This is a genomic window from Agrobacterium sp. 22-221-1 (genome assembly GCF_053522445.1).
The window spans coordinates 1-8,209 of record NZ_JBNWCL010000038.1 but is presented as its reverse complement, the minus strand read 5'-3'; the positions used below and the strand labels follow the sequence as shown (position 1 = coordinate 8,209).

Below are 8,209 nucleotides of genomic sequence, written 5' to 3'. Positions count from 1 at the left end.
GGCCAACCCCTTGACCAAAGCCTGATCAGAAAACCATACTCAGAGGTGGCTCACTTCTCGGTGGAAAAACCGGCTCAGTTCCGCGTGGAAACCAACAGCGGTGCAGCGTTGTGTCGCCGCACACGAACTTGGGCACGCTATTCTCGGCGTTCTGCTCGAGGCTGACCTACTGGTATCGGTTTCCATTCAGAGAAACATTCAGGTCGGCAGATCATCTCAATCTCTGGGGCACACCGAGTTCGAAGAGCGGCTATTCAGTCGGAAGACGTCGGAGTACTTGCGAAACAAGGTTGCCACCTTGCTTGGCGGCATTGCAGCCGAAGAATTGCTGTTTGGTGAATACGGGAACGGGGCCGGAGGCGATCCCTCGGCAGACCTCAACCGTGCGACTGATCTAGCGACCATGATGGAGATCAAGTGGGGGCTCGGCAAGACACTGTCTGTCGAGCCAGGCGACAGCCCTCGTGAATTGTCGGTATTCCGTCATCGCCGTAAGGGTCTTCACAAGTCCGTCGAGGCTACACTGCAGATGGAACTCTGGCGCGCGAAGTCCTTGCTCGAAGAACATAGGAATGCTCTTCTCGATCTTCATGCCGATCTTTTGCAGCAGGGCAGTTTGTCGGCTGACACGATTAGAGCTGCCTTAGGAGACAAGAGCGTTGTTCTATCTCATAAAACCAAAACCGCCGGATACGAACTCGGGCAATGATGGTGGCATTATTCCTTTATGGTCAACGGGCGGCATAAACTTGCAGGGAACGTACCACTGAGTTTCCACAGGATGAAAAACGCCCGGCAACGGAAAGTACCTGTCGATCAGCACGAAGTCTTTCACGTTAAACGACGCGATCGGCATCTGATAGGTGATCGACAGGGCCGCGAACAGAAGATCGTGTCCGATCTTTTCCTTCTTCTGCTCAGGGCTTGGTACATAGAGATGGCGGAGCGGTCCGACGGTCGTCATTTCGGCATAGAGATCAGCGGCTTTGAACGTGAGTTCGGCGAACTGGAAGTTCACGGAGAGGATGTCATCGATCCAATTGTGGAGCCGTATTGCTTTTTGTGGATCGTGTCTCGAGGCTAGATGGGCACCCCGTCTCAACTCTGCTATAGCGGGGAACGAGATGGCGAGTGAATCTGCTCCCATGGCTCTCATCCAGGCACGTAACCCTGGCGGAGGTCGTTGCAAACCGGCATTGCTCAGGATGTTCGTATCCATCAGAAAAATGAGGTCTGCCATTTCGAAACCCTCGGATGTAGGTGAAAGCACCAAGGGTCGTAATCGGCATGTGCCGGTTTTTGGTAAAAATTGGGTTGAAAAATATCATAGTCGATAATTGGAGGAAGGGGACGATGTCACGGAACTGGACCATCGATGAGGCATCTGCCGACCTGTCGAGTCTACTTGAAGCGGCACGGACGTCGTCGCAATATATTGTTGCTCCCAATGGCAGGTTTGAGGTGTCGTTCAGGCAAACTGGAGGCAAATCCCTAGATGATATCCTGGATAAGGAAGGGCCGCTGAAACCGGGAGATATCGCACCTCAAGCGTAGTCTAGGCCGAAGGTGCTTGCATAACATTTTTTCGGGCATCACGCCTTGGTGCCTTCAATATCAGATTTGCGCCGGCAGCCTCTGACATGCTGTGAAAAAGTCAGAGGAATACTGCAAGTTGTTATCGTCTTTCCGGTATTGCTACTAGACGTTCTAAATTGATTGTGCATTCTCACTGGAAGCAGGGGGCATGCCATGACAAATTTGATTTCTGACACAGACCAAAACGCTGAGAATTCGGTTTTCCAGAGCTCGCTTTCAGTTGAGGCCAAGATCGAGCGGGCGCGAACCGAACTGCTTGATTTTTCGGCTCGTAATCGCCTGCTGAATGTCCCCCGGTTCTCAAAAAGCGCGAAGACCGTCGATATCGTCGACGAGCGTTCCTCTGAGGTCTTCCGTATTCTTGTGAGCGAAGGCAAAGCGATGACCTTCCTCGCAGGCGCAAAAGGCCGCGATTTCAAAAGCGGCGAGGGCTCGGAAGACCTGATCGAGCTCGCGCTACCAGAGGACGATGACCGTGATGAGAACGGTCGTCTCGTAAGGCATGGTGATACGAAACTACAGACGCGGATGACCCCGAACGCGCTTCAGAAGCGTCTGCTTGATCTCTATTTTGACGCACGGACCCTCGAAGAGGAGCAGGGGGTTAACATCCTCTATCTCGGCCTCGGTACGTTGAAATGGATTGATCCGAACAATGCCGAGAATATCAGATATGCCCCTCTTATTCTTGTGCCGGTTATGCTGGAGCGTGGTAGTGCAGCCGAGCGTTTCAAACTGAAAGCGCGACAGGAGGACTATGCCTCCAACTTGTCACTCGAAGGTTTTCTGGATCGCGTCCACAAGATCACGATGCCGGCGTTCGACGCAACCGATCAGTTTTCGTTTGGCGACTATGCCGCGCAGGTGGCTGCGGCGATCTCGATCAAGCCAAATTGGTCTGTTCAACCTGACGACATAGTGCTTGGCTTCTTTTCGTTCGCAAAATTTCTGATGTACAGGGACCTCGACCCAAGCCTCTGGCCGCAGAACGCCAAGTTTACCGATCGCCCACTTATTACGTCCCTTGTTTCAAACGGTTTCACCACGAGCGAGGAACTGTTGTCCGAGGACGCAAACATCGATACGCATATATCTCCGAGTGAGATGACGCACATTGTCGATGCAGACAGTTCACAGACAGCGGCGATCCATGAAGTCCGAAGGGGACGCGACCTCGTTATTCAGGGGCCTCCGGGAACTGGAAAGTCCCAGACCATTGCAAATATTATCGCCGCTGCGGTGGCAGACGGTAAGACTGTCCTCTTCGTGGCCGAAAAGATGGCAGCTCTCGAAGTTGTCAAACGTCGTCTCGATAACGCCGGAGTGGGAGACGCCTGCCTCGAGCTGCATTCAAACAAGGCGAACAAGCGGGCTCTTCTGATGGAGCTTCAGCACACTTGGGAGCTAGGTGCTCCTCGGGGCGAGTCTGCGGATGCGCTGAACAGGAGCTTGGTTGAGGCGCGCGACAGCCTGAACAATCACCCCGCGCGTCTCCACGAAAAGTATCAACCGTATGGTCTGACGCCGTTTCAGGTGATTGGGCATCTGTCGCGGTTGCGGCGGGTCGGAATGCCGCCATCGGACATTGAGCTTTCGGATGCAGTCAACTGGACACCTGATTATCGTGAGCGGGTTGTCGCGCTATTAAATGAACTCGCGCAGCGCATCGACGATATCGGGCTTCCCTCCGCGCATCCCTGGCATGGCGTCGGCCTTACAGGAATTACCCCTCTCGATCTCGAACGACTGGTTGTGAGATTAAATGACGCCAAAGCTTTTTCCGAGCGCGTGGTCGACGGGATGAGATCAGTCACGGACGCGTTGGAAACTGAACCTTCGAAAACCTTCACGGCATTCGCCGCAAGCGTAAAGGTTGCTGAACGCCTGGCAACGAGACCAGAGGGGGCGGATTACGAGGCGCTTGGAAATGGTGTGTGGTTAGATGCATTACCCAACGTAGATCGCCTGATAAAAGACGGAGCTGAATACAGCCGACTTGCCGCGGAAGTTGATAAAACGATGGTTGAAGCTGCCTGGGGTGCTGACCCGGCTTCGCTAATTGGCATGTTCCGGCGTCTACCCTCGGATTTCCCGCAATTAGGCTTTGCGACGATTGCACAGTTGAATGGGTTAATCCCGCGCTTTTTGAGCGCCGCGATGTCGCTGGGAACGACGCTCGGGGTAAAGGCATCACCGACTCTTGGATCAATTTCCCGGTTGGTTACGATCGGTGAACGCGTTGCCGACGCGCCTGATGTCAGCCCAGACGCGTTCGTTGCAGCAATTTGGGAGCGAGGATTGGAACAGGCGGGTGATCTCGCTGAGGCGGTAGCAACCTACCGCAAAATCCGAACGGAACTGGTGGGGAAAATCGCCGACCAAGCCTGGGATATGGATTTGATTGTCACCCGCACGGCCGTGGCAATGCACGGCGATCGCTTCCTCAAATTCCTCAGTGGCGACTGGAGAAGGGCAAAGGCGCTGCTAAAAACTGTGATGCCAGAGACGCCGCCTGCAGAAACTGTCCGTATTCTCGATCTCCTTCAGAAGGGCAAAGATGCCCGCAATACGATCAGAGAGGGTGACGGTCTTGGACGATCGGCATTTGGAGCCGACTGGCGCGGCGAAAAATCTGATCCACGTCCACTTGAGAGCCTGGTCCTTTGGATGAGGAGCCTGCGAGGCGTGGGATCGGAAGCGCGGGCGATTGCGGGTAGGCTGACAGATAAATCAGCGGTGGCGTCTCGTTGTGAGCAAGTCCGAGCTTTGCTTGAGGAAACCCGTCGAGCACTTCTTTCTCTTTGGGCAGATATGGGGTCGGGTAATGCGGACTTTTTCGGCGGTTCGTCGGACGTCGACGAGATATCTTTGCTCCAGACCGCGCCTGCAATTACCGATCTGACGAATGCGGATGCTGCGTTTTCGGACTTGCTTCATGTACCGCTTACTGATGCCGCAGCCCGGGTGAAAGCCCTCGGGACCCTCGCGACTGCGCAGCGTTGCAAGCAAACACTGGAAACCAGCGGTGCCGTTGGCATCGCTGCGTTCGGCTCGCTTTGGTCAGGAGCTACGTCAAACTGGCCGAAGCTCTCTCAAATCTATGCTTGGTCGACCTCAAACGCTGACATTCGCAAGCTGGCGTCTCGTATCAACGACCCGGTTTCGATTTACAGTCATGCCAAAGAAGCGTCCGCCCTCGGAAGAGAGTTCCTCGATCGGATGACGGAACTCCTGGCGATTCTGAAATCGGATACCGAGACGCTGTTCGGCGTTGGCGTGGTAGCTGATGCGCCGATTAGTGAAATGATCCGGAAGCTGGGTGATTGGATCGCGCACGAGGAGCAACTCTCGAAGTTTGCGGCCTTTAACGGTAGAGCAAAGGAGGCTGGGGAGGCCGGTGTTGCCGACATCGTTGCTCGTCTGGAGGACGGACGTCTGACGACGGCGAACGTCATTCCGTATTTCGACATGGCTTACTACGAGGCGCTGCTAAGGGACCAGTACGAAAGGACGCCGGAACTCGCGCGCTTCGACGGGGAAGTGCATAATCGTCTGGTTGCCGATTTTGCAAACCTTGATCTCGGCCGGATGAAACACTCGAAGCTGGAGGTTGTCCGCGCTCACCACCGTAAGATGCCGTCTGTTAGCGGTATCGGCCCCGTAGGCGTTCTGCGTGGCGAAATGGCCCGCCGACGAAACCATATGCCAATCCGGCAACTGATGCAGCGGGCGTCTCCCGCAATTCAGGCGCTCAAGCCCGTCTTTATGATGAGCCCACTTTCTATTGCTCAGTTCCTCCCTCCTGGCGTTATCGAGTTCGATCTTCTGGTGATGGACGAAGCCAGTCAGATACAGCCCGTAGATGCATTGGGTGCGGTTGCCCGTGCGAAACAGGTCGTGGTCGTCGGCGACGAGCGCCAGCTTCCTCCAACGATGTTCTTCTCAAAAATGACATCTGACGGTTCGGAGCAAGATGACGAAGATGACGGCGCGAAGGTATCGGATATCGAAAGCATCCTCGGGTTGTTCTCTGCTCGAGGTCTCCCGAGCCGGATGTTGCGTTGGCACTACCGGAGCCGGCACCAATCGCTGATCGCAGTGTCGAACAGCCAGTTTTATGAGAACAAGCTATTCATCGTACCTAGCCCTTATACGGCCGAGGCCGGTATGGGGCTACGTTTCCACCATGTCCCTGACGGTGTGTTCGAGGACAGCGTAAACAAGGTTGAGGCAAAAGTGGTTGCTGAGGCGATCATCAGGCATGCGCTCGAGACACCACATTTATCGCTAGGTGTGGCTGCGTTTTCGATAAAACAGCGTCGAGAAATTCAGGACCAGCTGGAACTGCTTCGTCGCCTCAATCCGGAAACGGAACCCTTCTTTCACTCGCACCCTACGGAACCCTTCTTCGTCAAAAACCTCGAAAACGTGCAGGGCGACGAGCGCGACGTCATACTAATCTCGGTGGCCTACGCAAAAAATGCCCAGGGCTACATGAGCATGCGGTTCGGTCCGCTCGGGGCAGAGGGTGGCGAACGGCGGCTCAACGTACTCATCAGCCGTGCAAAGCAGCGCTGTGAGGTCTACGCCTCGATTACGGACGAGGATATCGATATCGAGCGCGGCAAGGGCAAAGGTGTCTTCGCATTTAAGCTGTTTCTCCACTATGCGCGCACGGGAAGGCTATCAATGGCTGCTCGGGCTGATCGCGGGATGGATAGTGTGTTTGAAGAGCAGGTCATGGCCGCACTTCAGGACAGGGGTTATCAGGTCCATCCGCAAGTCGGGATCGCCGGGTTCTTCATCGATTTGGCGGTTGCAGATGATCAGGTGCCGGGTCGCTACCTTGTGGGAATCGAGTGCGACGGTGTGTCCTATCATAGCGCGCGATCGGCCCGCGAGCGTGATCGACTACGTCAGTCGGTACTTGAGGATCACGGTTGGAACATACATCGTATCTGGAGTTCTGATTGGTTCCAGCGACCTAAGGCTGAGCTCGAGCGGCTCATCGAAGCAATCGAACGGGCAAAAGCCGACGCTATTGCGGGAGGTAACGTTCCAGCAGCGAGGAAGCGTGCTGTGCCTGTTGAGGTTGTTACAATTGATCGAGCGGACGTTACTGAAATAGGACTGCAGGAGGTGGGTTCGACCGTCGACGTCAACATTCCCTACGAAGAAGTCTCTTTGTACGTCAATACGTCGTCGGAACTGCATGAAGCCCCTTTGTCAGTGATAGGCTCGCTTGTGAAGAGTACGGTAAAAACGGAGGGGCCTGTCCATAGCGGTGAAGTCATCACCCGTATTCGGACCGCGTGGGGCCTGCAGCGCGCAGGTGGCCGGATTGAAGCGCACGTTAATCAAGCTATCAGGCTTTTGGTCGACCGCAGAGAAGTCGTTCGGGCTGGTGAGTTTCTTCTTGAACCCGATTCCGAAATCAGACTGCGCGACCGCAGCTCGGCTTCCTCTGCTAGCCTCCGTCGGCTTGAATTGCTTCCACCGATGGAGATTGACCACGGTCTCAAGACAATCATTAATCAAAGTCTTGGCGGCACGGAGGAACAGGCAATCAACGCTGTTGCTCGTGGCCTCGGCTTTAAGGCGACAAGCGCGCAACTGCGGGAGATCATTCGCGGGCGTATCGAGGTCCTCGTTACACGAGGCGAGCTAGAAGTGCGCGATGGTATGTTGGTGACTGTCCCTGAAGCTCTGATTGGGTGATCGATTATCTGCATAGCGGTTGCTGTTAGGTGCCCGACGAAGGTGGAAGCAGCTAGGCAGCTTGTCGGTGCATCGAAGCTGAAGCTGTCGTCACTTCGTCGCGCCGTTCGCGGTCAGGACCTTGATAAACGATCCGTCACCCGTTTCCCTTGCGAAGGAAAGAGCCGTTTCACCGTTGTGCCCTTCGGCATTCGGATCAGCGCCATGAGCAAGAAGAGCGGCCACGACATCCGGACCGTTCTGTTGGTTGTTTGCCTGCGTAATCAACGGGGTCCATCCTCTTTTGTCGCGAGCTTCGATATTTGCGCCTCGTCCGACAAGTAGCGGGACAGCATCCGGATCGGTGACAATGTGGAGAATGGTGACGCCCTCGTCGTTCGAGGCATTGATGTCTGCTCCATTCGCAAGCAGAAGGTCGAGCACTTTCTCATCGGGATACATGTCGAGGAGGTGTACCGGCTGGAAACCATATTCGTCCCTAGACGTCGCCAGGCCAGGTTCGGTCGCGAGCATCGTCCGAACCGTTTCCACTTTGCCCACATGGACAGCGTCGTGAAAAGTCCGCACTGCGTCGCCGTCCGCCGCAATGGCTGAGCTGATAGAAATTCCCAAAACCGCCAGAAATTTATGAACCCAGTGAAACATCGTTACCTCCTTGGATATACACAACGATATTCTCTACCAATGCGGCTAGTCGGTGAAGGCCGTCTTGTGAAGGGTCACTGAACGTTGGAAGTCCTTGTCGATGCAAAATTCGTCGTGCGGCAACTCTTCATATCTCCTGCCTTAGTCTAGGGTGTTGGTTTCCACGCGGAACTGAGCCGGTTTTTCCACCGAGAAGTGAGCCACCTCTGAGTATGGTTTTCTGATCAGGCTTTGGTCAAGGGGTTGGCCT

The 8,209-nt window shown here is 55.0% G+C and carries 4 protein-coding genes; 2 read left to right on the top strand and 2 right to left on the bottom strand.

The features are described 5' to 3' along the window. The first annotated feature begins 100 nt into the window (after window positions 1-100). Window positions 101-709 carry a hypothetical protein gene (locus ACQZ5N_RS26225; protein WP_448734555.1) on the top strand — a complete coding sequence of 203 codons (609 nt, stop codon included), beginning with the start codon at window positions 101-103 and terminating at the stop codon, window positions 707-709. On the opposite strand, the gene ACQZ5N_RS26220 is transcribed toward ACQZ5N_RS26225, so the two are convergent. Next, window positions 665-1,240, bottom strand: coding sequence for a type II toxin-antitoxin system VapC family toxin (locus tag ACQZ5N_RS26220; protein WP_448734554.1), 576 nt, complete (start codon window positions 1,238-1,240; stop codon window positions 665-667). The two genes, ACQZ5N_RS26225 and ACQZ5N_RS26220, sit on opposite strands and share 45 nt — an antisense overlap. Window positions 1,241-1,749: 509 nt before the next feature. Here ACQZ5N_RS26220 and ACQZ5N_RS26215 point away from each other — a divergent pair. Next, window positions 1,750-7,314, top strand: coding sequence for a DUF3320 domain-containing protein (locus ACQZ5N_RS26215; protein WP_448734553.1), 5,565 nt, complete (start codon window positions 1,750-1,752; stop codon window positions 7,312-7,314). 90 nt (window positions 7,315-7,404) lie between these two features. On the opposite strand, the gene ACQZ5N_RS26210 is transcribed toward ACQZ5N_RS26215, so the two are convergent. Beyond that, complete coding sequence (locus ACQZ5N_RS26210; RefSeq protein ID WP_448734552.1) at window positions 7,405-7,959, bottom strand: ankyrin repeat domain-containing protein; 555 nt, start codon at window positions 7,957-7,959, stop codon at window positions 7,405-7,407. Between the last annotated feature and the right edge of the window lie 250 nt (window positions 7,960-8,209).